The 24,641-nt window shown below is 69.5% G+C and carries 21 protein-coding genes and 1 pseudogene; 8 read left to right on the top strand and 14 right to left on the bottom strand.

The annotated features are described in order from the left end of the window. The first annotated feature begins 240 nt into the window (after positions 1-240). Positions 241-1,074, top strand: a complete 834-nt coding sequence (locus QMO76_RS23650) for a hypothetical protein (RefSeq protein WP_306363525.1) — start codon at positions 241-243, stop codon at positions 1,072-1,074. Here the strand turns inward: QMO76_RS23650 and QMO76_RS23655 are convergent. The 5 genes from QMO76_RS23655 to QMO76_RS23675 form a co-directional block, all read right to left on the bottom strand. Then, entirely contained in the window at positions 1,068-1,916 is an 849-nt protein-coding gene (locus QMO76_RS23655) for an MHYT domain-containing protein (protein ID WP_306363526.1), read from the bottom strand. The two genes, QMO76_RS23650 and QMO76_RS23655, sit on opposite strands and share 7 nt — an antisense overlap. A 229-nt stretch (positions 1,917-2,145) precedes the next feature. Further along, on the bottom strand, positions 2,146-3,063 hold the full coding sequence (pdxS, locus tag QMO76_RS23660) for a pyridoxal 5'-phosphate synthase lyase subunit PdxS (protein WP_306363527.1): 918 nt from the start codon (positions 3,061-3,063) through the stop codon (positions 2,146-2,148). A 141-nt stretch (positions 3,064-3,204) separates the two neighbouring features. After that, positions 3,205-3,342, bottom strand: a complete 138-nt coding sequence (locus QMO76_RS23665; protein ID WP_306363528.1) for a hypothetical protein — start codon at positions 3,340-3,342, stop codon at positions 3,205-3,207. Positions 3,343-3,451: 109 nt separating this feature from the next. After that, entirely contained in the window at positions 3,452-3,919 is a 468-nt protein-coding gene (locus QMO76_RS23670; protein WP_306363529.1) for a transglycosylase SLT domain-containing protein, read from the bottom strand. Positions 3,920-4,173: 254 nt separating this feature from the next. Beyond that, positions 4,174-4,881: an EthD domain-containing protein gene (locus QMO76_RS23675; RefSeq protein ID WP_306363530.1), complete on the bottom strand. Its 708-nt coding sequence runs from the start codon at positions 4,879-4,881 to the stop codon at positions 4,174-4,176. Positions 4,882-5,213: 332 nt separating this feature from the next. On the opposite strand from QMO76_RS23675, the gene QMO76_RS23680 reads away from it, so the two are divergent. Then, the gene (locus tag QMO76_RS23680; protein WP_306363531.1) at positions 5,214-6,491 is read left to right on the top strand and encodes a hypothetical protein; all 1,278 of its coding nucleotides are present in this window, start codon (positions 5,214-5,216) and stop codon (positions 6,489-6,491) included. Between the two features lie 66 nt (positions 6,492-6,557). Here QMO76_RS23680 and QMO76_RS23685 read toward each other — a convergent pair whose 3' ends face one another. The 8 genes and pseudogenes from QMO76_RS23685 to QMO76_RS23720 form a co-directional block, all read right to left on the bottom strand. Next, positions 6,558-7,601, bottom strand: a complete 1,044-nt coding sequence (locus tag QMO76_RS23685) for an NUDIX hydrolase (protein ID WP_306363668.1) — start codon at positions 7,599-7,601, stop codon at positions 6,558-6,560. Then, positions 7,601-8,725, bottom strand: a complete 1,125-nt coding sequence (locus tag QMO76_RS23690; protein WP_306363532.1) for a glycosyltransferase family 4 protein — start codon at positions 8,723-8,725, stop codon at positions 7,601-7,603. The genes QMO76_RS23685 and QMO76_RS23690 overlap by 1 nt, the downstream gene beginning before the upstream one ends. 275 nt (positions 8,726-9,000) lie before the next feature. Further along, a pseudogene (locus tag QMO76_RS23695) lies at positions 9,001-9,936 on the bottom strand (phosphatidylinositol mannoside acyltransferase); the annotation flags it as partial. Beyond that, positions 9,933-10,604: a phosphatidylinositol phosphate synthase gene (gene pgsA, locus QMO76_RS23700; protein WP_306363533.1), complete on the bottom strand. Its 672-nt coding sequence runs from the start codon at positions 10,602-10,604 to the stop codon at positions 9,933-9,935. The pseudogene QMO76_RS23695 and the gene pgsA, both read right to left, overlap by 4 nt. 136 nt (positions 10,605-10,740) lie before the next feature. Further along, positions 10,741-11,364: an HIT domain-containing protein gene (locus QMO76_RS23705; RefSeq protein WP_306363534.1), complete on the bottom strand. Its 624-nt coding sequence runs from the start codon at positions 11,362-11,364 to the stop codon at positions 10,741-10,743. Between the two features lie 64 nt (positions 11,365-11,428). Continuing rightward, entirely contained in the window at positions 11,429-13,486 is a 2,058-nt protein-coding gene (thrS, locus tag QMO76_RS23710; protein WP_306363535.1) for a threonine--tRNA ligase, read from the bottom strand. A 638-nt stretch (positions 13,487-14,124) separates the two neighbouring features. Next, entirely contained in the window at positions 14,125-14,934 is an 810-nt protein-coding gene (locus QMO76_RS23715; protein ID WP_306363536.1) for a (2Fe-2S)-binding protein, read from the bottom strand. Beyond that, positions 14,901-15,329 carry a TIGR02611 family protein gene (locus tag QMO76_RS23720; RefSeq protein ID WP_306363537.1) on the bottom strand — a complete coding sequence of 143 codons (429 nt, stop codon included), beginning with the start codon at positions 15,327-15,329 and terminating at the stop codon, positions 14,901-14,903. The genes QMO76_RS23715 and QMO76_RS23720 overlap by 34 nt, the downstream gene beginning before the upstream one ends. A gap of 182 nt (positions 15,330-15,511) precedes the next feature. On the opposite strand from QMO76_RS23720, the gene QMO76_RS23725 reads away from it, so the two are divergent. From QMO76_RS23725 to eutC, 6 genes are all read left to right on the top strand, one after another. Beyond that, positions 15,512-16,744, top strand: coding sequence for a transcriptional regulator (locus tag QMO76_RS23725; protein ID WP_306363669.1), 1,233 nt, complete (start codon positions 15,512-15,514; stop codon positions 16,742-16,744). 92 nt (positions 16,745-16,836) lie between these two features. Further along, positions 16,837-18,360: an aldehyde dehydrogenase gene (gene adh, locus QMO76_RS23730; RefSeq protein ID WP_306363538.1), complete on the top strand. Its 1,524-nt coding sequence runs from the start codon at positions 16,837-16,839 to the stop codon at positions 18,358-18,360. After that, positions 18,360-18,893 (top strand): DUF779 domain-containing protein, encoded by a 534-nt coding sequence (locus QMO76_RS23735; protein ID WP_306363539.1) that lies wholly within the window; start codon positions 18,360-18,362, stop codon positions 18,891-18,893. Before adh ends, QMO76_RS23735 begins: the two co-directional genes overlap by 1 nt. A 37-nt stretch (positions 18,894-18,930) precedes the next feature. Further along, the gene (gene eat / locus QMO76_RS23740; RefSeq protein WP_306363540.1) at positions 18,931-20,373 is read left to right on the top strand and encodes an ethanolamine permease; all 1,443 of its coding nucleotides are present in this window, start codon (positions 18,931-18,933) and stop codon (positions 20,371-20,373) included. Further along, positions 20,370-21,782: an ethanolamine ammonia-lyase subunit EutB gene (locus QMO76_RS23745; RefSeq protein WP_306363541.1), complete on the top strand. Its 1,413-nt coding sequence runs from the start codon at positions 20,370-20,372 to the stop codon at positions 21,780-21,782. The genes eat and QMO76_RS23745 overlap by 4 nt, the downstream gene beginning before the upstream one ends. Next, a complete protein-coding gene (gene eutC, locus QMO76_RS23750) occupies positions 21,779-22,693 on the top strand; it encodes an ethanolamine ammonia-lyase subunit EutC (RefSeq protein WP_306363542.1) in 915 nt (304 codons plus the stop codon). The genes QMO76_RS23745 and eutC overlap by 4 nt, the downstream gene beginning before the upstream one ends. Positions 22,694-23,042: 349 nt before the next feature. On the opposite strand, the gene QMO76_RS23755 is transcribed toward eutC, so the two are convergent. Beyond that, positions 23,043-24,545 carry an HNH endonuclease signature motif containing protein gene (locus QMO76_RS23755; RefSeq protein ID WP_306363543.1) on the bottom strand — a complete coding sequence of 501 codons (1,503 nt, stop codon included), beginning with the start codon at positions 24,543-24,545 and terminating at the stop codon, positions 23,043-23,045. Positions 24,546-24,641 lie beyond the last annotated feature (96 nt).

Raw genomic sequence — 24,641 nt, forward strand, 5'->3', positions numbered from 1 at the left:
GAGTTCGGCACGGCCGCGGATGTATTCGCCGATCACGGAGATGAACACGGCATTGCCGGTGCGGGTCGCCGCGGCGGCGCTGTGCGCACTCGCCGAGCCGCCGGTCGAAGCAGACCGGCATCGCTGACTTCGGGTGCCAACCTCACCGGACCCGACGGTTCGCACGGTGGTTTCGGCGCACACTGGACAGCACCGGTGGGCGCTCGGCATGCGCACGACTCATGAAGGACGGTGAGTGGCATGACCTCCGCCGAAGACCACCTCGCCACGGATCGTCGCGAGGTGCCGGAGTTGGAGGTGCCGGAGTTCGGGGTGCCGGAGCCACCGCCGCTCGGTGCGGACGACGCGGTATCCGCCTTCGCCGCGACCGCGACGACGAACTGGAAATCCTGGGCGGCGGCCTACGCGGAGTGCCGGACGGTGGGGATGCGGCGGGAGCAGCTGATGCGGGCCGCCGCGGCCGCGCTCTCGACTCCCGACACCACCCAGCGGGAGATGGCCAAGGATGACAAACTCGCCGTCTTCGATACCGCCTACCGCACCCAGCGGGTCGGCCACAGCGACACGCACACCAGGCTCGGCTGGGCATTGCGCACCACGTGGCGGTCTGCGACCGACAGCATGTCGTATTACGAGAACACGCCGCAGCCCAGCATGGGACGCATTCTGTCCTGGCAGAACCAGCGATGCTCGGCGCGGGAGCCGCTGCGAAACTCCGACATCTACTACTTCCAGTACTACCGTGCCTCCACCACCCATCCGCTGCCGCCGCTGCGCTACGTGCGCCGACAGCAGGCGTACGCGCGGATGACGCAGCCCGTCTACGACTACCTGCGCTACCTGCACGCCCCCGCCGGGGACGGGCGGCTGCCCGCGGCCGTCTACCGGGCCGGCACCGCGAGCTACTACGCCCTGCTCGGCACCATGAACGGCACGGCCCCCGCCTTTCTGGTCATCGACTGGGCGCGGGAGCTGGGCATCACGGGCATCTCCGCCATCGAACTCGACGATGCGCTGAACATGTATTTCCGCTTCTCCCCGAGTGATTCGGGGTCCTGGTCCACAACTCAATAGCGGCGGTGCCGTGACCGCAGCGACTGGGTGGGGAAGTCGTCGGCGGGATCGGCCACCGCACCGGCGCTGTCCCGGCTGGGCCAGAACCGACTCGCGCGCTGGCCTCGTATCCGGCTCAGGTCGGGCTCGTCGATCTCGGTGATGCCCACCTGGAGCAGCGTCAACATGGTCGCCATGCCGACGGCCACGATGAGCGGCGCCAGCAGTTGGCCCGCCTGCGCGCCCGACGGCGTGTGCACGTGCTCGGCGACATGCGCGCTCATGGAGAACATTCCGGTGTAGTGCATGCCGGATACCGCCACCCCCATGATGAGGGCCGCGCCGACTGTGGACCCGAAGCCGCGCACGTGCAGGGTGAACCACAGTGCGGCGGTGGCGGCGACAATGGCGATCACCAAGGACAGCAAGACGATCCAGGGGTCGTAGCGCACCATCGCGTCGGTCTTCATGGCGTACATGCCCGAGTAGTGCATGGCTCCCACGCCGAGCCCGGTGATCGCGCCGCCGGTGATGAGCGCGAACGCCTCGGCGTGCTGGTGCACCACGATGGACAGCCCGACCCACACCACCCCCATGGCGACGGCGGCGCTGAACAGCGTGACCGGCACGTCGTAGCGAATGGTGGTGTCCTGCACCGAGAAACCGAGCATGGCGATGAAATGCATGACCCAGATACCGGTGCCGCCGAGGGCGACGGCCCCGATGGCCACCCACCCGCCGTGCCCGCCGCGGGCGCGGGCACGCACCATGCAACGCAGCGCCAGCAATGAGCCGGTGACCGACATGGTGTAGGCGAGAACGGGTGTCAGCCAGCCATAGGTGAATTGATCGATTTCCAGCATGCGGACTCCTTGCCAGGATGCTTCACTTCGACAGTTCACCGGTGACCGACTCGAAGGCTAGCGAGGAATCAGCAGGTCGTAAATTTGCCGCAGTGCGATCCTGGAAATGTTGCCGCGTTTGCTGGAGGGTATGCGCGCAGGTAGCGGGCGCGCGGCCGGGTCGCGCCGGGACGACGGATTCCCGTCTCCCGGACTTGACGTCAGCGCACGGCCCGCTACCGCCGGTGGCCTACCAGCCGCGCTCGGCGAGCCGGTGCGGCTGCGGGATCTCCTCGACATTGATGCCGACCATGGCCTCACCCAGGCCGCGCGAGACCTTGGCGAGCACGTCCGGATCGTCGTAGAACGTGGTGGCCTTGACGATGGCGGCGGCACGCTGCTCCGGATTGCCGGACTTGAAGATGCCGGAGCCGACGAATACGCCCTCGGCGCCGAGCTGCATCATCATGGCGGCGTCGGCCGGGGTGGCGATACCACCGGCGGTGAACAGCACCACCGGCAGCTTGCCGGTCTGGGCCACCTCGCGCACCAGCTCGTACGGGGCCTGGAGTTCCTTGGCCGCGACGTACAGCTCGTCCTCGGGCAGCGAGGTCAGGCGGCGGATCTCGTCGCGGATCTTGCGCATGTGGGTGGTGGCGTTGGAGACGTCGCCGGTGCCCGCCTCGCCCTTGGAGCGAATCATGGCCGCACCCTCGGTGATCCGGCGCAGCGCCTCGCCCAGGTTGGTCGCGCCGCAGACGAACGGCACGGTGAAGGCGAACTTGTCGATGTGGTTGGAGTAGTCCGCCGGGGTCAGCACCTCGGACTCGTCGATGTAGTCGACGCCGAGGGACTGCAGGATCTGGGCCTCCACGAAGTGGCCGATCCGGGCCTTGGCCATGACCGGGATGGAGACGGCGGCGATGATGCCGTCGATCATGTCCGGATCGCTCATGCGGGAGACCCCGCCCTGGGCGCGGATATCGGCGGGCACGCGCTCCAGCGCCATGACGGCGACGGCGCCCGCGTCCTCGGCGATCTTGGCCTGCTCCGGCGTGACGACATCCATGATCACACCGCCCTTCAGCATCTCGGCCATGCCGCGCTTCACGCGGGCGGTGCCGATGGTGGTGGTGTCGGACGTGGTCACGGCAAACTCCTGTGTCATCTGGGCCTATCGGATCTCGCTCGGAATCGAACACCCCGATTCTAGGCCCCTCCCCCGGGCCGCTAGATATCCAGTCGAGTACGACTGGACTGCCCGCCTGCCAGCCAGTAGCGCAGATCACGTTTACCGGCTATTCCACCGCTACGGCGGCGGTGGGGTCGATCGCAGCACCGACGCCATCCGGCGGGTGCGCATGGTGGGTCCGGTGAACTCCAGGCGACCCGTGCGAATGGCCCCGAAGACCTGACGCTTGTCCGGGAACGACGAGGTGTCCAGCACACCTGCCCTCCGCCGTCTCCGCGAAGGTGGCGGCCGGGGCGGTCCGCGGACCACCGGGACAACCGGACGACAGGTAGCCGATGACCGCGGGAGACTCGTTCCGGCGCGGTCAGTACCAGCCGTTGGCCTGCCAGAACGCCCAGGCGGCAGTGGGACTGCCGTAGCGCTCGTTCATATAGTCGTAGGCCCAACGGATCTGGGTGACGGGGTTGAACATCCAGTCCGGGCCGTGGCTGGCCATCTTGTGCGCCGGAAGTGCCTGCGGCAGACCGTAGGCGCCGCTGGTCGGATTGAGGGCGAAGATATCCCAGCCGCTTTCGCGCGTGATGATGTTGTCGAAAGCCGGGAACTCGTGCGCCGGAACGATGATCAGGGCGATGGCCTTGGGCGTGAGCCCGTACAGCGCCGTGCCCACGCTCAGGCCCATGCCCAGCAGATTCGGCACCAGGCCGCCGGCCACGGGCGCGGCGTCTTCCGCGCAGCGCGCGGAGCACTCCGCGTTCGCGGCCGCTGCGCTGCCGATCGTCATCGCGCCTGCCGCCAACGCGGCCACGACGAATTTCGCGACATATCGCATTCCGGAGAGCAAACCACCAGTTATCCGGAATGTCGGTGTTCGCTATCGGCGTGTCCGCGCGGAAATTCGCCCGGGATCTGCGGCGTTACCCTGCGCGGTTATCCCGCGATGGGTCCGATGACGAAGATCGTCGCCCAGTATTCGGCCGCCGACGGGCCCATATAGGGCAACAGGAAGTCGTAGAGCAGATAAGACACGAAACCATTCACCTCCAACGAGCGCACCGCATCCGTCACGACGCGCCGCGTCCGACCCTAGTGGAGATCACCACCCGGCACAGCCGCTCCCGGTACCGGGCCGAGCGCGTACACGTAGCGGCTGGTGGGCACGACATCCAGGTCCAGATGCGCCCCGAAGGCGACCACGCTCTCCATCATGCGGGTGATGCGGCGCTGGAGTTCGGCCTCGTCGCCACCGGTGCCGTAGAAGGCGTGCGGGCTGGTCATGGCCGCCATCGGGAACAGTTCCTCGACGAGCGCGTCGACCCGCTTGCCGTCGGTGACCGGCGCATTCACGGTGTTCTGGACGTAGCCGAAGGTGGCCTGCGTCTCGATGGCGACGGTGGTGTGCGAACCGTGCCAGCGGTGCAGCCACTCCTCCCGGGTGAGGTCGGCGGGAATGCGCAGCAGGGCGACATTGGCCAGGGCATCGGCCCGCACCCCGTCCCCGGTCTCCGGCGCGGCGATGGGCACCCGTTCGTCCACGATCCACCCGTTCACCTCATCGGCAACGGAACGCAGTGCGGCGGTGACGGATTCGTGCTCGCCCGCGGTGCGCACGCCGACGATCGCGGCGATCGGCTCCGGGTAGGTGCTGTGCCGCACCTGCGCCGCCGCCACCTCCGCGTCCCGCACGTTCACCTGCAACTCGGTGGCCCCGCACTCGGCCAGCCGCCGCCGCAGGCCCACCTCGTGCAGCCGCTCGTCCAACCCCGCACCCCACAGCGCGTACATCAGCTTCATATCGATCCTCACAGCCGCTCGACAGTCACGGGCCACGGTAAGCGAGCGGCCCCCGCCCCGGTCCCGCAATCGCGAACCGGTCCTACCCACCGGACATGCCCGCCACCATGCTCGCGGGCTCGCGGCGGTACCTGCGACGTGCGCGCCGCCATGCTCACCTGTTCGCGACGCGTCCGTCGCACGGCAGCGCCCGTTCCTCGCCGGGAGGAATCCGCGCAGGCGGGGCGTGGACGGCACCCGCAGGTCCCGATGCTGCACCCGCGCGCAGGCCGATTCGGGGCGAACGAATATCCGATTGCCCCGGATTCGGCTGTCGCAGAAGATTGTCGACGATGACTGATGTACTCGAATCGGCTCGCGGCCTGCTGGCCGCGGGCGATGTGCCCGGGGCCGTCCGCGCGCTGCGCCCGGCGGCCGAAACCGCACCCCTGCCCGAACTCGCCGAGGTGGTCGCGCACGCCGCGGCCGCCATCGGCTTCGACGATCTCGCCGAGGCGGCTCGCGCGGCGGCCGGAGCACCCGGCGATCCGGTAGCCCTGTTCCACTTCGGCGTCGGCTGCGCCGAACGCGGCATCGCCTTCCTCGCGGTTCCGGCGCTGCGGGCCGCACTGCGCCTGGCTCCCGGCCAGCCCGCCATCCTGGGCAGCCTGTCCGATGCCCTGGAGCGCGAACACCGCCACGGTGCGGCGGCCGAGCTGCTCGCCGAGCACGATGCGGTGTTGGACGCGTGGCCGCACCGCTACCTGCTGGTGTTCAATGCCGTCCTGGCCGACAATCTGCCGCTGGCTCGCGAGCATGCTGCGCGGCTGCCCGCACCGGAGGACCCGGACTGGCGGCCCGCCTACGACCGGCTGCGGAATATGCTGCGGCGGGCCGAGTTCGCGGCGGACGCCGGGCCGCTGGACCACCAGGACCTGCGCGGCTGGCATTTCACCATCACCGGCGGCTACCTGGCGACGCTGTCGCCGTTCGGTTTCAACGCCGGGATGACCGGCCGGTGGGCGTATACGCAGGACAGCCACGACCAGTGTCGGCAGACCCTCGATCGGCTGGCGCTGGTGCTCGCGGCGGCCGAGCGCCGCCCGCGCACCGTCTCCCTGCTCCCCGGCCGCGGCGACCGCATTCTGGGCCTGGCGGCGGCCGAACTGCTCGGCCTTCCGGCGCTGCCCTACACCCCGGACGCCACCGACACCCTGGTCGTCGCCTACGACCTGCGGGAACTGGACGATGACCTGGAGCCGACGCTGCGGGACCGCACCGACGGCCGCATCCTGTTCGAGCACGCCTCCTGCTGGACCTCCCCGCCCGCGCTCAGCGCGGATGTCACCGGCCTGCTGGGCCAGCACGTGGTGCCGCCGTGGGAGTCGCGCCTGCGGGTGACCCCCGACGGCGTCCGCGACGACCTGCCCGCCGACAGCCGCCCGGAATCGGAGATCGCCGCCGACATCGTCGCCGCCGATGGCACCCCGGACCCCGGCGACGGCGACACCCCCGCCGACCCCGACACCGCCTTCACCGCCTTCGTCACGGCCACCCGCCCCGCCTGGCTCACCGGCCCCCGCTTCAGCATCGACTCCCCCGGCCCCGTCCGCAGCTCCTCCTTCGGCTGAGGTCGCGAGGGGGAATCGGTGGCGGCATCGCCCGAGTGGCCCCCGCCACCGATTCCCCCTCGCCGATCAGCGAATGGAGCGGACCTCGGGGTCGGTGTCGGCGGCCACGGCCGCGAGGGCTTCGGGGAGAAGTTGGTCCAAGTGGTAGGGGTAGACGGTTTCGCCCATGCGGTCCAGGTCGACGATGTCGGCGGGGGTGCACCATTTGCTGCCGGAAATGCAGCGGCGCTCGACGAAGGTCAGGTTCGCCGGTTCGGGGGTGAAGGTGCGCACGCGCAGGGCGAAGAACAGTTCCTCGGAGCGGATGAGTTCACCGTTGAACGGGAACACCGCCACCCGTCGCCAGAGCGGACCGCGCAGCTGGGAGGAATCGGCGGTGTAGCCGGTTTCCTCGTAGAGTTCCCGCACCGCGGCCGCGCGCAGGGACTCCCCGGGGTCGACTCCCCCGCCGATGGTGAACCAGAAGGGGATGTCGGGGGCCTTGGGGTCGTTGCCGCGCAGCAGCAGCACCCGGTCCTGCTCGTCGAGCAGCACCACGCGGGCGGAGGTGCGGACCGTGTCGACGTCCAGCCCCGTGGAGGCGGCGGGGGTCACCCGCTCGGCGATCTCGAAGTAGGTGGGCAGCGGCGCGGTGCCGCCGAGGTGCAGCAGCCGGACCAGACGGCGGGTGCGCAGCGCCAGGGCGTCGCGAACGGCGTCGTTGTGGAAGCGGCGCGCGATGAGAACGCGGGCCTCGGCGTCGGCGAGTTCGGCCACCAGCTGCGGCGGCAGCCGCGTGATGTCGACGGCGGAAAGCGCTGCCGCCAACTGATTTTCGACGGTTTCGCGGTCGCGCCAGTTGGCGCGTTCGGCGCGGTCGGCCAGCACGGTGAGACGGCGCGCCCGGTCGACCACCTCCGCATCGGCCTCCGGGCTGCCGATGGTGGTGGCCACCGACCGCGCCACCACGGCGCGCCGCGCCAGGGCCGCATCGAGGGCGTGCCGGGCCTGGTCGCCGCGCACGTGCAGCCGGTCGAGCCGGTTGGCGGTGGTGTAGGCCCAGACGCCGACGGTCAGGATCAGCGCCGTCACCAGCGCGAGAACCAGGATGGTGGTCGCGGAGAAGGTGATCATCCGGCGGTCCGCACCCGAGTGTCGCCGACGGTGACGGTCTCGTAGACGCGCAGGATCTGTTCGGCCACCACCGGCCAGTCGTATTCGCCGACAACCTGATTGGCGGTGCGGATGTACTCCTCGCGCCGCCGGGTGTCGGTGAGCATGGTGTCCAGGGCGGTGGCGAGGCGGCCCGAATCGCCCACGGGCACCAGCATTCCCGCGGTGCCGTCGCGCAGCACCCGGCGGAAGGCGTCCAGTTCGCTGGCAACCACGGCGGTGCCGGCGGCCATGGCCTCCACCAGCACGATGCCGAAGCTCTCGCCGCCGATGTTCGGCGCGCAGTACACGTCGGCGCTGCGCATGGCCGACGCCTTCTCCGCGTCGCTGACCTGGCCGAGGAAACGCAGATGACCGGCGTTGCGCCCCGCTTCGCGGCGCAGCCGCTCCTCGTCACCGCGCCCGACGATCAGCACCTGGAGGTCGGGGTGGCGGCGCACCAGCGCGGGCAGCGCGCCCAACAGCACGTCCATGCCCTTGCGCGGCTCGTCGTAGCGGCCCAGGAACAGCACGGTGCCGCCCGGTCTCGGATAGCCGTCCAGCAGCGGCGCGTGCGCGAAGGCGGGCACATCGACGCCGTTGGGGATCTCCACCGCGTCGCCGCCGAGGGCCTCCACCTGCCAGCGCCGCGCCAGCTCGCTCACCGCGATGCGGCCGCTGATCTTCTCGTGGTACGGCCGGAGCACGCCCTGAAAAGTGCTGAGCACCAACGATTTCGTGGTCGAGGTGTGGAAGGTGGCGACGATCGGCCCCTCGGCGATCTTGAGTGCCAGCATGGACAGGCTCGGCGCGTTGGGCTCGTGGATGTGCAGCACGTCGAAGTCGTTCTCGGCGATCCAGCGCCGGATACGGGTGTAGGCGGTGGGCCCGAAGGACAGCCGCGCCACCGACCCATTGTACGGGATGGCGACCGCGCGGCCCGCCGGCACCACGAAATCGGGCAGCGGGGTGTCGTCGGCGGCGGGCGCGAGCACGCTCACCTTGTGCCCGCGCTCGATGAGCACCTGCGCCAGCTCCACGACATGCGCCTGCACTCCGCCGGGAACGTCGAACGAGTACGGGCAGACCATGCCGATTCTCATAGCGCTCCTTCCCCCTTGCGCCTTGTGCCGTCGACCGTGCCGTCCGCATCCGGAGCGGCCGCCGCGCCATTGTCGGCCGCCGCGATGTCGGAGACCGCCGCGGCATCCGCGGGGTCGGCACCTGCCGCACCGACATCGGATGCGCCGGTGCCCGCGGCGTCGATACCGCTCGCGTCGACACCGGCTACGCCGACACCTCGCGCGTCGACATCCGCTGCCGTCTGTGCACTCGTCATCCGCCCGTCGCCCCGGGTGTAGCCGAGTTCGCGCTGCGCCGCCACGATACGGTCGAGCCGGGCCTCCGACAGGTCACGCTCCCACAGCGGTTGCAGCATGTGCCAATCGGCGGGGTGGGTGGCGATATTGGCCGCGAAGCGGTCCGCCAATGCCTGGGTTGCCGCCGCTACGCCACCCGAAACGTCGAGGGCCGGTTCGGTCTTGAACCCCCATGACTCGTTGCCCGCGGCATCCTCGGTGAACCAGCAGTGCACCGGGATCAGCGCCGCCCCGGTCTCGACCGCCAGCTTGGCCGCGCCCGCGGGCATCCAGGTGCGCTCACCGAAGAAGGTGACCGGCACCCCCTTGCCGGTGAGGTCGCGTTCCCCCATCAGACAGACGATGCCGCCCGCGTGCAGCCGCTCCGCCAACTGCGGGAAGGGCGGCTGTTCACCGCCGGTGAGCGGGAAGACCTCGAAGCCGAGGCTCTCGCGGTAGGCGACGAACCGCTCGAACAGCGATTCCGGCCGCAACCGTTCGGCGACGGTGCAGAATCGGCCGTGGTTCTGCACCAGCCACACCCCCGCCATATCCCAGTTCCCGGAATGCGGCAGTACCAGGACCACGCCCTTGCCCCGGGCGAGCGCGGCCTCCAGGTTCTCGACCTGGTGTACCCGCAGGCGCCCCCCGAGCGCCGCGTGATCCATGGACGGCAGCCGGAACGCCTCGCGCCAGTAGCGGGCGTAGGAGCGCATGCTCTTGTGGATCAGCTGATCCGGAACCTGCTCCGGCGGCACTCCCAACACGCGGGCGAGGTTGCGGCGCAACTGATTCGGCTGCCCGGCGCGCGCGGCCCGGTTGGCCCGCCGCGCCGCGGCGTCGGCTCCCGCGTCGAAGGCGCGGCGCACCGCGCGCTCGGGCAGGGCGCGCACCAGCCGCCACCCCGCCGCGTACGCCTTGTCGCTGAGCGCGGAGGTGAAATCGGAGGTCGTCACCGCTGCGGTTCCTCCGGGGACTTGGCGGCGAGCGCGATGACGTCGCGCGCACCGGGTGAATTGCGCACCGCCAGCACGCGCTGGAAGACGGTGATGATGCTCAGCACCGCCAGCGCGTACATGGCCGCGTACACCGCGTAACTCAGCCATTCGATGCCGTAATGCCCGCCGATACCGGTGAGCCCGGCGCCGACCAGCACGATGACGAGACGGTCCGGCCGCTCGATGAGGCCACCGTCGGCGGACAGCCCGCTGGCCTCCGCACGCGCCTTGGCGTACGAGATGACCTGCGAGGTCACCAGCACCACCAGGGTCGCCGCGAACAGGTGCTTGCTGTCCTCATGGTAGACCGCCCACCAGGCCAGGCCGCCGAAGATGGCCCCGTCCGCCACCCGGTCACAGGTGGCGTCCAGCACCGCACCGTATTTCGTGCCGCCGCCGCGGGCGCGCGCCATCGCGCCGTCGAGCATGTCGAACATGACGAACAGCCAGATCACCATGGTTCCCCAGAACAGATGTCCGGTGGGGAACAAGGTGACCGCGGCCGCGATCGACGCGGTGGTGCCGATGAGCGTCATCGCGTCCGGCGTGAGTCCGGTGTTCACCAGCGCCTTGCCCAGCGGGGCGGTCGCCTTGGCGAACGTGTCGCGACCGAAGAAGCTCAGCACGCTAGTCGGTGTCCTTCCCTTTTATGCGGGACACCCGCACCCGAAACGTCGTGCGGTACACCCGCGGCCGGGGTGTGCCGCGGGACCCGTGCACCCGGGCAGGGCCGCGGAGCCGGGCTACGCGAGTGTGGCTCATCTACGCCGCCTTCCATGCCTCCGCCAGCAGTGCGCGGGTTTCCCGCAGCAGCTGCGGCATGACCTTCACCCCGCCGACGACGGTGATGAAGTTCGCGTCGCCGCTCCAGCGCGGCACGATGTGCTGATGCAGGTGGTCGGCGAGCGAACCGCCCGCCACGCCACCGAGATTCAGGCCCACGTTGAAGCCCTCCGGCCGGGACACCTTCTTCATGGTGCGAATCGCCTGCTGGGTGAACGACATCAGCTCGAGGCTCTCCTCGGGCGTCAGATCCTCCAGGTTGGCCACCCGGCGGTACGGCACCACCATCAGGTGGCCGGGGTTGTACGGGTAGAGGTTCAGCACCGCGTACACCCACTGGCCGCGGGCGATGACCAGGCCGTCCTCGTCCGACATCTCGGGGATATCGGTGAAGGGATGCCCGGACTTCTTGGGCTCGGCGGCTTCCCGCTCCGTGCGTTCGGCGGCCGCACCGGTGATGTAGGACATCCGGTACGGGGTCCACAACCGCTGCAAGCGGTCCGGATCGCCCGCGCCGGTATCCACGATCATCTCGCGCGGTGCCGAATCCTCCTGCCCGGTGGCCTCATTCGTGAGACCGTCGGGCACCGTACGCTCGCTCATGCTCTGCCCTCTCGGCATGGACGGGGGGCCTCCGTGCTCACGCGCGCCCCCGGGCCCCTGTCGCTCACGCCTGCCCCTTCCGGATCTCGAACCCCTCCGCGGTCGGAGAGGTGTTCTCGCGGCGCTGGATCCAGTCCACGACGGTGGCGATCGCGTCGGCCACCGGCACGCCGTTCACCTGGGTGCCGTCGCGGAAGCGGAAGCTCACCGCGCCCGCCTCCACATCCCGCGCACCCGCGAGCAGCATGAACGGCACCTTCTGCGCGGTGTGGTTGAAGATCTTCTTCTGCATGCGGTCGTCGCCGCGGTCGACCTCGGCGCGGATGCCCTGCGCCGCCAGCTCCTCGACCACCGCGTCGAGGTGTTCGGCGAAGTTCTCCGCCACCGGGATGCCCACCACCTGCACCGGCGCCAGCCAGGCCGGGAACGCGCCCGCGTAGTGCTCGGTGAGCACGCCGAAGAAGCGCTCGATGGAGCCGAACAGCGCGCGGTGGATCATGACCGGGCGGTGCTTGGCCCCGTCACTGCCGGTGTACTCCAGTTCGAACCGCTCGGGCAGGTTGAAGTCCAGCTGGATGGTGGACATCTGCCAGGTGCGCCCGAGCGCGTCCTTGGCCTGCACGGAGATCTTGGGGCCGTAGAACGCCGCGCCGCCCGGATCCGGCACCAGTTCCAGGCCGGAGTCGGTGGCCACCTTGCGCAGGGTTTCGGTGGCCTCCTCCCACAGCTCGTCGGAGCCGACGAACTTCTTGGGATCCTTGGTGGACAGCTCCAGGTAGAAGTCGTCGAGGCCGTAGTCGCGCAGCAGCGACAGCACGAACTGGAGCGTGCTGGTCAGCTCCGCGTGCATCTGCTCCTTGGTGCAGTAGATGTGCGCGTCGTCCTGGGTCATACCGCGCACCCGGGTCAGGCCGTGGATGACGCCGGATTTCTCGTAGCGGTACACCGAGCCGAACTCGAACATGCGCAGCGGCAGTTCCCGGTACGACCGGCCGCGCGACCGGAAGATCAGGTTGTGCATCGGGCAGTTCATCGGCTTGACGTAGTAGTCCTGGCCGGGCTTGCGGACGGTGCCGTCCTCGTTGAGTTCGGCGTCCAGGTGCATGGCCGGGAACATGCCGTCGCGGTACCAGTCCAGGTGGCCGGAGACCTCGAACAGGTGGCCCTTGGTGATGTGCGGGGTGTTGACGAACTCGTAGCCCGCCGCGATGTGCCGCCGCCGCGAGTAGTCCTCGAGCTCCTTGCGGATGATGCCGCCCTTGGGGTGGAACACCGGCAGGCCCGAGCCCAGCTCGTCGGGGAAGGAGAACAGGTCCAGCTCCAGGCCCAGCTTGCGGTGATCGCGCTTCTCGGCCTCCTCCAGCAGACGCAGGTACTCGTCCTGGGCCTCGCTCGACTCCCAGGCGGTGCCGTAGATGCGCTGGAGGTCCTCGCGGCTCTGGTCGCCGCGCCAGTAGGCGGCGGAACTGCGGGTCAGCTTGAAGGCCGGAATGTACTTGGTGGTGGGTATGTGCGGGCCGCGGCACAGATCGCCCCACACCTTCTCACCCGAGCGCGGATCCAGGTTATCGTAGATGGTCAGCTCCGCGCCGCCGACCTCCATGACCTCCGGGTCGTCGATTCCGGACTTGTCGGAAATGAGCTCCAGCTTGAACGGCTCCTTGGCCAGTTCGACGCGGGCGTCCTCGACCTCGACCACCCGGCGCGAAAACCGCTGCGCGCCTTTGATGATCTTCTTCATCCGGGATTCCAGCTTCGCCAGATCCTCCGGGGTGAAGGGGCGGTCCACCTGGAAGTCGTAGTAGAAGCCGTCCTTGATCGGCGGGCCGATGCCCAGCTTGGCCTCGGGGAATTCCTGCTGCACCGCCTGGGCCAGCACGTGCGCGGCCGAATGCCGGATCACGCTGCGGCCGTCCTCGGAGTCGGCGGTGACCGCCTGCACCTCCACGTCGGCGTCCGGAATCCAGGACAGATCCTTGAGATTGCCCTCCGGGTCGCGGACGACGATGACGGCGTTCGGTCCCTTGCCCGGCAGCTCCGCCTCCCGCACCGCCGCGCCCGCGGTAGTCCCCGCGGGCACCCGGACGAGGGCCGCTGGGTTCTTCGGGGCTGAGGTGGTCACGGTGGCGCACTCCTTGGCATCGTCGAGGCGGGTGGTTTGCCCGCCGTGCGGTGCGGGGTATCCCCCGCGGTGTCCGGTCACCGGGGCTGATTCCCCGGCGACCACGGCCGGTCGCGTCCGTGCGCCCGCACGACACGCGTTCTCCGGCGCGACCATGCTATCGGGACGGCCCCGCCCCCGCGCCGATGGACCCGGCCGGGCGCGTGCGCTGCCCCACCCCGATGGCGGAAACCGCCCCGCCGCTCGGCCGCCCCGCCGCTCGGCCGCCCCCTCGCGCGGCAACCCCATCGTCGCGCCGCACCTCATTATCTCGAGGCCGCCCCCGGCCGGACGGCACCGGCTGGATCTGGACACCTCGACTCAGCGGTCCGCACCCCGGCGTCGAGACCTCGCTGTCCCGGGGGTGCGACCGTGGCGGATCGCCCCGAGGTCCCGCCGCGAACGGTCCGTGGCCGACAGCGAGCGCGGGCGGCCGTGTCACCGCGCGTCTCGGACCACGTCCGCGCGCGCCGCGGCGCCCGACACGATCCGGCGATGCGGTGGGTGAGCACGCCACGCACGGCACTCGACAAGTCCCGTCGGCGCGGGATCGGCCGACGGGGTGAGCGCAGCACGCACCGTCCCGCGTGGCCGCGTTCTCAGCCGCGGGCGGCCAGCTCCGACAGCAGCGCTTCCCGTTGCGCGGCAGGGCGTTTCGGGCAGCTGGTGCACATGTCGCAGCCGGGCACCTCGAAGACCAGGCAGCAGGAGATGCGGCGCACGAAAGTACGCGGTCCGATATCGGTGAAGCGGGGCACCGGCAACCGCCCGGCCACCTCGCGGGCCAGCCGCGCTCCGGCCTCCTGCGCGCCGATATCCAGGGCGCGGTTGCCGATGGCATCGGCGACAATGGCCCACAGCGCGGCCGGACTCGCGCCCGAGACCTCGGCAACCAGGGGAATCAGCTGCGACAGGGTGTTACGCAGGGCGGGGCCGGTGGGCGCGGCGCAGCACGGATCTCCGGGCGCTCCATCGCGTTCCGTGCGACCGGCTGCCGCGATGTCGAGGTCGGCGGCATCGGGCAAGACGTTGCCGGGCGCGGTGTGGGAGGCGGGGTACACCGTGGCGCATCGGCAGCGGTCACCGGCTCCGGTCGCGGCATGGTCCTCGCTCACCGTCGGGATGGACAGCACCCGTTCCACGCCGCCGTCGGGGCGGATCTCGCAGGCGATCCGGTCCAGGGCCGGATTCATGGCGGGGCGTCCGTCGGCGTAGGCGGCGACAATGGGTGTGACCAGCGACGAGGCCGCCATACACCACCACAGCGTGCCGGAGACCCGGGAATCCGCGGTGCCCCAGGAGATCCCCATATCGCCGATGCGCTCGGCCAGCCACTCCCGGCGCAGCAGCTCACCACCGGGGACTATCGCCGCGTTCACCGGAACAACGGACTGTTCAAGAATTCCCATTCGACTCCGATCGCGCCGCCGAGCATCCCGAAGGTGCCGAGCAGCCACAGCGTCGCCAGCACCAGCGCCACCGTGGCGATCGCGGCCAGTCCGCGCAGCAGCGGCCCGCGCGCGGCGTACCACCCCGTCGCCCACTGATACCGCCGACGCGTCCAGAGCAGAGCCATGTGCGCCCAAGCGAATTCGGTGGCGAGGATACCCAGCCCCGCGAAGACGATCAGCCAGCCCGGACCCGGGTACGGGATCGCCAGGATCCCCACCGCCAGGACCACGACACCCAGCACGCCCACCACGATCCGGTAGGCGAGGTTCAGCGTAGGACGTCGCGCCACGCCCGCGCGCCAGGCGCGCCAGCGAGTCGACGTGGGCGGAGTCGCTTCCGGTGCGGTAACCACACCGCCAGGGTACGTACCCGCACGCCCCTCCGGCCCGCTGCCGATGCCGCCCTGACCAGGGTGTGACCGGTGTTACAGTGCTTGTGGGACAGCACGAAGGACACCGATTGAACAGAGCAGCGCAGGCGAATCCATGGGTCGCGTTCCGGCCGGGGGACGATCTCGGACAGTTGGCGCGGCGGATGTCGTCGGCGCACAGCTCGTTCCTGGCGGGCGCCGAATCGCTGCCGGTGATCCGTCCCGAGGGCGAATCGGTGCGCTCGGTGGTGCTGGATTCCTGGCGGCGCAGCCGCAGCAGCGGTGTCGATCCGGACGGCTTCGGCGATGTGGTGGACCTGCACGGATCCGAGCTGCGGCAGTATCGGGCCGATCACCCGACCGCGCTGATCCAGCCGGTGGTGCGCAAGCTGTTGGTGGAGGACGCCGCCGAATCCGGCCTGCTGGTGGCCGTCAGCGACGCACAGGGGCGACTGCTGTGGGTGGAAGGCGATTCCCGGGTCAAGGATCGCGCGCTGGCCATGAACTTCGTGGAGGGCGCGGACTGGAGTGAGGACCGGGTGGGCACCAACGCACCGGGGACCGCGCTCGCGCTCGACCATCATGTGCAGATCTTCGGGGCGGAGCATTTCAATCGCGCGGTGCACGAGTGGAGCTGTTCGGCGGCCCCGGTGCACGATCCGCTCAGCGGCGCGATCATCGGGGCCATCGATATCACCGGCGGGCCGCGGGTGGCCGCACCGGAGATGCTGTCGCTGGTGCGGGCCACGGTGGCCGCGGCCGAATCCGAACTGCGCCTGCTGCTGCTGGAATCGCGGAAGTCCCTAGCAGCCACGGCCGCACGGCTCGAGGTGCTGGGTCCGGGCCGCCCGACGCTGACCCGCGACGGCGAGCGCGTCCGCCTGAGTCAGCGCCATGCCGAGATCCTGCTGCTGTTGGCCGAGCATCCGGAGGGGCTCAGCGCCGACCATCTGGCCATCCTGCTCGACGAAGCCGAACTCGATCCGGTGACGGTGCGCGCGGAGTTGTCGCGGGTGCGCAAGCTGCTGGGCGCGGGCGGCCTCGGCTCGCGGCCGTATCGGCTGCTCATCGACCTCGCCACCGATGTGGACGAGGTGCGCGGCGCACTCGCCCGGGGTGAGACGGCGGCAGCGCTGCGCGCCTATCCCGGACCGATCCTGCCGCGCTCGCTGGCTCCCGGCATCGACGGGTTGCGGGTCGAACTGCGCGAGCGGTTGCGCGCGGCGCTGCTGCGCTCCGGTGATCGGCGTCTGCTCGCCCGCTGGACGGGTTCGGTGGACGGCCGCGAGGATATGGCGGCGTGGACCGCCTACCTGGCCGTGCTGGACCGGCAGTCGCCGATGTACACGCAGGTCAAGGCGCAGCTCGGGGTGCTCGACCAGAAGCTGGGCATTTGACCAGATACTTGCAACCGTCATGCAACATGGCCGCTCCTAGTGTTCCGAATCACACCTGACGCACGAACTGTCAGCCGACCGAGGAGCATTCGATGACCGTCTTCGCCCGCCCCGGCACCCCCGATGCCGCCATGTCGTTCCAGCCTCGCTACGACAACTGGATCGGCGGCGAATGGGTGGCCCCCGTCCAGGGCCGGTACTTCGAGAACCCCACCCCCGTGACGGGCCAGACCTTCTGCGAGGTGGCCCGCGGCACCGCCGAGGACATCGAACTCGCCCTCGACGCCGCCCACGCCGCCGCACCCGCCTGGGGCAAGACCTCCGCCGCCGAGCGCGCCGTCCTGCTCAACAAGATCGCCGACCGGATCGAGGAGAACCTCGAGGCCATCGCGCTCGCGGAGAGCTGGGACAACGGCAAACCCATCCGGGAAACCCTCAACGCCGACATCCCGCTGGCCATCGACCACTTCCGGTACTTCGCCGGAGCCATTCGCGCCCAAGAGGGTTCGCTGTCGGAGATCGACGCCGACACCGTGGCCTACCACTTCCACGAACCGCTCGGCGTGGTCGGCCAGATCATTCCGTGGAACTTCCCCATCCTCATGGCCACCTGGAAGCTCGCCCCCGCCCTGGCCGCGGGCAATGCGGTGGTGCTCAAGCCCGCCGAGCAGACCCCCGCCTCGATCATGTACCTGATCAGCGTCATCGGTGATCTGCTGCCACCCGGCGTGGTCAATATCGTCAACGGCTTCGGCGTGGAAGCGGGCAAGCCGCTGGCCTCCAGCCCGCGCATCAAGAAGATCGCCTTCACCGGTGAGACCACCACCGGCCGCCTGATCATGCAGTACGCCTCGCAGAACCTCATCCCGGTCACCCTCGAACTGGGCGGCAAGAGCCCGAACATCTTCTTCTCCGACGTACTCGCCGCCAACGACGACTTCCAGGACAAGGCGCTCGAAGGCTTCGCCATGTTCGCGCTCAACCAGGGCGAGGTCTGCACCTGCCCGTCGCGCGCACTCATCCAGTCCGACATCTACGACGATTTCCTGGCCGCCGCGGTGGTGCGCACCAAGGCGGTGCGGCAGGGCGATCCACTCGACACCGACACCATGATCGGCGCGCAGGCCAGCAACGACCAGCTGGAGAAGATCCTGTCCTACATCGAGATCGGCAAGGGCGAGGGCGCGACCCTGCTCACCGGCGGCGAGCGCGCCGACCTCGGCGGGGACCTGGCCGGCGGCTACTACGTGCAGCCGACCGTATTCGCGGGCGACAACGCCATGCGCATCTTCCAGGAGGAGATCTTCGGTCCGGTGGTCTCGGTGACCCGGTTCGTGGACTACGACGATGCCATCAAGACCGCCAACGACACCCTGTACGGGCTCGGCGCGGGCGTGTGGTCCCGCGACGGCGGCGTGGCCTACCGGGCCGGTCGCGATATCCAGGCCGGGCGGGTGTGGACCAACACCTACCACCAGTACCCGGCGCACGCGGCATTCGGCGGCTACAAGCAGTCCGGTATCGGCCGCGAGAACCACCACATGATGCTCGAGCACTACCAGCAGACCAAGAACCTGCTGGTGAGCTACGCGCCGAAGGCGCAGGGCTTCTTCTGATGTCCGCGCGCCCCGCGCGGGTGCGCGCCACCGCGGCGGCGATGGATCTGCTCCGTCGCCTCCGCGGGCGGCACGGCCCGCTCATGCTGCATCAGTCCGGCGGGTGCTGCGACGGCTCGGCCCCGATGTGCTATCCGGCGGGCGAGTTCGTGGTCGGCGATCACGATGTGCTGCTCGGACTGCTCGACCTGCGGCTCGGGATCGACGAGATCCCGAGCACCGCACCCGAGCCGGACGACACCGTGGCCGTGTGGATTTCGGGTCCGCAGTTCGCCGCCTGGCAGCACACCCAACTCGTTCTCGACGTGGTGCCCGGACGCGGTTCGGGTTTCAGCCTCGAATCGCCGGAGGGCTTCCGATTCCTCAGTCGTGGACGGGTTTTCGATACCGACGAACTGGCCGCCCTGGCCGATTCCGCACCGGTGACCGGCGCGGGCTGGGACCGCGGCGAACGCCCGCGCACTCCCACCCAACCGCAGGTGGTCGCCGAAGCGGCCGACGCCTGCCCTGTTCCCGGTCGCGGAACAGCCTAGAAATCACCGTGTTTCGTTCAGCATGAAGGAGGTCGCGATGGCGATCCCCACCAATGAGCCCCACCATCACCAGCATGTGGAGGCTCATCTCGAGGACAGCGCCTATCTCGCCAAGCGCTCCCTGAAATCCGGGAGCGCAGGGTGGGTGCTGCTCGCGGGCCTCGGCGTCAGCTACGTGATCTCCGGCGACTACGCCGGATGGAACAACGGTCTGGCCCAGGGCGGATTCGGCGGATTGCTCATCGCGACCGTGGTGATCGCGGGCATGTACCTGGCCATGGTGCTGGGCATGGCCGAACTGTCCTCGGCCCTGCCCGCGGCGGGCGGCGGCTATACCTTCGCCCGCCGGGCACTCGGGCCGTGGGGCGGATTCGCCACCGGCACGGCCATTCTCATCGAGTACGCCATCGCACCCGCGGCCATCGCCACCTTCATCGGCGCATACGTGGAATCGCTGAACCTGTTCGGGATCACCGACGGCTGGTGGGTGTATCTGGCGGTGTACGCGCTGTTCATCGGCATCCACCTCACCGGGGCGGGCGAGGCGCTCAAGGCCATGTTCGTCATCACCGCCATCGCGCTGGTCGGCCTGCTGGTGTTCGCGGTGTCGGCGTGGGGCATGTTCGACGCGGCCAATCTGACCGATATTCCGGCCGACCCGGACGCCGCGGGCAGTTCGTCGTTCCTGCCGTTCGGCTACTTCGGCATCTGGGCGGCGGTGCCGTTCGCCATCTGGTTCTTCCTGGCCGTCGAGGGGGTGCCGCTGGCGGCCGAGGAGGCGCGCGAGCCGGAGAAGAACGTGCCCAAGGGCATCATCATCAGCATGCTGGTGCTCATCGTCACCGGCGCGTCGGTGCTGTTCCTGGCCACCGGAGCCCAGGGCGCGGACGCGCTGTCGGCCTCGGGCAATCCGCTCGTCGAGGCGCTCGGCGATTCCTCGACCGCGCGGGTGGTCAACTACATCGGTCTGGCGGGGTTGGTGGCGAGCTTCTTCTCCATCGTCTACGCCTACTCACGGCAGACCTTCGCACTGTCGCGGGCCGGATACCTGCCGACCAGCCTGTCGGTCACCAACGCACGCAAAGCGCCGACACTCGCACTCGTCGTGCCCGGCGTGATCGGCTTCGGACTGTCGCTGACCGGCGAGGGCGCGATGCTGCTGAACATGGCCGTCTTCGGCGCGGCACTCAGCTACGTGCTCATGATGGTGAGCCATATCGTGCTGCGGGTCCGCGAGCCCGGCATGCGGCGGCCCTACCGCACCCCGGGCGGCGTGGTGACCACCGGATTCGCACTCGTGATCGCCTGCGCCGCGGTGATCGCCACCTTCCTGGTCGACCGCACCGCGGCGGCCTGGACACTGGTCGCCTTCGCGGGCTTCATGGCCTACTTCGGGCTCTACAGCCGCCATCATCTGGTCGCCAACTCGCCCGACGAGGAGTTCGCGGCCCTGGCCGAGGCCGAGGAGGAGTTGCGGTGACGCGCTACCAGCAGCGGATTCGCGGTGTCGGCTACACCTTCGACGGGCTGGCCGAGCTGATGGCCAAGGCGACGCCGCGGCGCGGCGGCGACGAACTGGCCGGGTGCGCGGCGGAATCCGATGCCGAGCGCGCCGCCGCGCAGTGGGCGCTCGCCGAGGTGCCGCTGGAGCGGTTCCTGCTCGAACTGCTGGTGCCCTACGAGACCGACGAGGTCACCCGGCTGATCATCGACACCCACGATCGCATCGCGTTCCAGCAGATCTCACACCTCACCGTGGGCGGGCTGCGGGACTGGCTGCTGGAGACCGCCGTACGCCCGGATGCCGCCGCGCGCCTGGCGGCGGTCTCCCCCGGGCTCACGCCGGAGATGGTGGCGGCGGTCAGCAAGCTCATGCGCAATCAGGACCTCATCGCGGTCGCCCGCGCCATCGAGGTGACGGCGGCCTTCCGCACCACCATCGGGCTGCCGGGGCGGCTGAGCACCCGCCTGCAACCCAACCATCCCACCGACGATGCGCGCGGTATCGCCGCCGCGACGCTGGACGGGCTGCTGCTCGGCTGCGGCGACGCGGTGATCGGCATCAATCCGGCCACAGACTCACCGCATGCCACCGCGGAACTGCTGTACCTGCTCGACGACATCCGGCAGCGGTTCGCCATCCCCACCCAGTCGTGCGTGCTCTCTCATGTCACCACCACCGTCGAACTGATCGAGCAGGGGGTGCCGGTCGATCTGGTGTTCCAGTCCATCGCGGGCACCGAGGGTGCGAATTCCGGCTTCGGCGTGAATATCTCGCTGCTGCGTGAGGCCGAGGAGGCGGCGCGGTCGCTGCGGCGCGGAACGGTCGGGGACAATGTGATGTACCTGGAAACCGGTCAGGGGTCGGCGCTCTCGGCGGGTGCGCATCTGGGGACCGACGGGAAACCGGTGGATCAGCAGACACTCGAGACGCGGGCGTACGCGGTGGCGCGGGAGTTGCGGCCGCTATTGGTGAATACGGTGGTCGGGTTCATCGGACCGGAATACCTCTACGACGGCAAGCAAATCATCCGCGCCGGACTCGAGGACCACTTCTGCGGGAAGCTGCTGGGCCTGCCCATGGGCGTGGACGTCTGCTACACCAACCACGCCGAGGCCGACCAAGACGATATGGACACCCTGCTCACGCTCCTCGGCGCGGCGGGCACGGCCTTCGTCATCGCGGTGCCCGGGGCCGACGACGTCATGCTCGGCTACCAGAGCCTCAGCTTCCACGACGCGCTCTACGCACGCCGAGTGCTGGGGTTGCGTGCCGCACCGGAATTCGAGGCATGGTTGCGGGAGCTCGGCATGGCCGATGATTCTGGTCGGGTGCTGCCGGTGGAGATCACCGCCTCCCCGCTGCGGGCCCTCACGGGAGCACTATGAGCGTCGAGAACACGGCGAGCGCCGACAACCCGGAGAGCATCGAGCACCCGGGAGGCATCGACTACCCGGCGTACACCGAACACGCAGCGCGAATCGAACACGCTGCAAGCAATACGCGAGGGCCCCAGGACTTCTGGGACAGCCTTCGCTCGGCGACGCAGTCCAGGATCGGACTCGGCCGCGCGGGCGACGCCCTGCCGACCGCACGCGTACTCGAATTCCGGGCCGCCCATGCCACTGCCCGCGACGCGGTCCACCTGCCCATGGATATCTCGGCTCTGGTGCCCCGGATCGAAGCGGTCGGCCTCGGCACCCCGACCGTGGTGCGCAGCCGCGCCGCCGATCGCCCCGAGTACCTGCGCCGCCCGGACCTCGGTCGTCTCCCACACGATCTGACGGCGGTCCCGCACAGCGGTGCCGATATCGGCTTCGTGCTCGCCGACGGCCTGTCCCCGCGCGCCCTCATGGACCACGGCGCTCCCCTGCTGTCCGCTCTGGCAGCCCAACTCGCCGAATACTATTCGCTCGCCCCACCGGTCATCGCCACCCAGGCCCGGGTGGCCCTCGGCGACCACATCGCCTCGGCCCAGGGCGTCCGCACCCTGATCGTCCTCATCGGCGAACGCCCCGGCCTCTCGGTCGCCGACAGCCTCGGTATCTACCTCACCCACCACCCCCGCCCGGGCCGCACCGACGCCGACCGCAACTGCGTCTCCAATATCCATCCCCCGGAGGGCCTCGGCTACGAACAGGCAGCCCGCGTGGTCGCCGGTCTCGTCGCCGGAGCCCACCGCCTCGGCCGCTCCGGCGTCGCCCTGAAGGACACCTCCCGCGCGGACAGTCTCACGGCTCCGGTAGCCGAGGCTACGACACTCGAATCCGCGCCCCGGAACGGTGCCGTCGCACTGTGAGACCGCCGCTCACGTCTCGTTGGATTCGGCTGTGCCGGTGATTGATTCGGTCGGAGAGTCTGGCGTCGGGTGGGCGAAGGGGGTGTCGTCCGGTCTGTTCCACGAGCTTCAGGAGTGGCGTCGGTGCGGGGAAAAGGTTGCGGCAGAGATCAAAGATTGGAAGTGTGGTTGCGTCGTGTGCCTTACCTGGCTTTCGCTGACGCCGGGTTGGGTGCCGTCGGGCTCGGTTCCAGCCCACGGACTGGCTGTGGTCCCGTTTCGGGACATGACGAATACCCCCGCATGGCACGGGTACTGGCCGTGCGGGGGTTCACGTTCGTGTGCGGTTGTCGAGTCGAAGGGGGTGGTGCTACTCGAGAGGGTGGCGGGATTCGCGGGAATGGTGGATATCGCGGCTGCGGTGGGTGAGGAGCCTGGCGCGGCGGCGTTGCACACTCGCGGCCAGTACCTGCTCGGGGTGGTGGAAACGATTTACCCGCGCTCTGCGTCGCGGGTCCACCGAGGCGGGTGGACAGAACGCGGTACGTCCCGCATCTTCGGTACCGGGCGGGACCCGATACGCGGCCCAACCGCGTGCGTCGTCGGGATCGGCGGTGATCTGCGCGTGATGGGCATCGCAGACCAAGGTCAGATTGTCGATATCGGTCGGCCCCTGCGCCGCCCACGGAATCAGGTGATGCATCGCGCACATGGTCGCGGGGGCCGAACAATCCGGATGGGTGCAACCGCGATCGCGGGCTATGGCGGCCAACCGCTGCCATTGCGACGCGATCCGCGCCCCCTCCCCGAGATACAAGGGCTTGCCTCGGGTTTCGTCGAAGATCATCAACAACGGGATCGACCCTTCGGCCATCCGCCATGCCTGCCGCACCGGCACCGTGGTCCCGGTCGCCGTGCGCGCTACCCCGGCACCGCGCATCAAGTCCGCGACCGACATCGTGAGCACGATCGAGACCGGCAACCCACGATGCGTGCCCAACCGCTCAGGCCCGGACGCGTCCAGGAACGCCTTCAACGCGTCGTGACGCCGCTGCGCCGGGGTACGGGTATCGCGTTCGACCGCTGCCGCCAAGCGCACCGGATCGAACCCCTCCGGATCGTGCACGCCCAGTTGCGGGCTGTCGGGATCATCCGGCATGCACATACCCGGGCGCGCCCACTTGGCGAACACGGTATCGAACTTGGCGCGCAGTTCCGGATCGAAACAGCCCTCGAACCGGCTCATCCCATCCAGGCGTTGCTCGCCGAAGGTGGCCGCGCGCAACCTGGCACGATCCTTGTCGGTGGTCAGTGTTCCATCGGGGTCGAGGTAGCCGAGGATGCGGTCACCGACCTTGCCCACCATCTCCGGCGTCCCCACCCGCGCGGCAGCGGCGAGGTGTTCCTCGGCGACCGCCCGGTGTTCGGTGTCGATGGCGTCGGGCAGCCGGTCCATCACCCGCATCACCGCCCGCGCGTGATCCCCGGAGATCACGCCCTCGGCTTGCGCGGCCGCCGTATACGGCAGGCGCGGCTCGCATTTCTCCCCGTAGGCGCTGGTCATCACGCCGAGCTGGGCGGCGGCTTGCACCCGCGCCACGGCATCGGCTTTCGCCAACCGCAGGGTCTCCACCAGGTACCGATACAACCCCACCGACCCGCTCGCGGTCCACAACCGGCGGTCGTTGATCTCGACCACATGCCGATGCCCCACCGTCTCCAACCGGCGACGACACGCCTCCAACCCCTGAACACGAGCGGCGAACTCGGCGTCACCGAACCTGGACAGGTCCTCCCCCGACAGTGCGTCGATCGCCGCTTCCAACGCGGCGAGCGCGGTATCGCGCTGTTGGATGTCCCCCACCGAACTCATACAGCTATTCTACCGCGAATAACGTTGCGACAGAACAGAAATCACTATCTGAACTGCACGTCTTCACATGACATGACTACGCATGGGCGCGGATTC

The organism is Nocardia sp. CC227C, assembly GCF_030767025.1.
GTDB lineage: Bacteria > Actinomycetota > Actinomycetes > Mycobacteriales > Mycobacteriaceae > Nocardia.